The sequence below is a fragment of the Bartonella sp. AP58NXGY genome, assembly GCF_042195785.1.
In the GTDB taxonomy this organism is placed as follows: Bacteria; Pseudomonadota; Alphaproteobacteria; order Rhizobiales; family Rhizobiaceae; genus Bartonella.
Genome location: NZ_JBHIOY010000380.1, coordinates 344 through 588, shown reverse-complemented (window position 1 = coordinate 588; position 245 = coordinate 344). Strand labels below are relative to the sequence as shown.

General features: G+C 39.6%; 1 protein-coding gene. It reads right to left on the bottom strand.

From position 1 onward, the window contains the following. The coding region (locus tag ACFINC_RS11550) for a rhodanese-like domain-containing protein (RefSeq protein WP_375617290.1) at window positions 1–245 on the bottom strand (245 nt) is incomplete at both ends.

Sequence of the window (245 nt, the reverse complement as noted above, 5' to 3'; positions counted from 1 at the left end):
CCTCAAGACCATGCTGCACAGAAACCCGCTCATCAAAAACAAAGCATTCTCCCCACCATAAACTTCTCTCTTTTGGAATTGTTTCCAAATATTTCAGAATTCCTCCTTTTAAATGGTACACTTGGTCATACCCAAGTTCACGAACATACGCTGTTGATTTTTCACACCGAATACCACCTGTACAAAACATAGCAATTTTCTTTTTTTTCTGCAAATCAGCTTCATGTTGACGCACCCATTCAGGA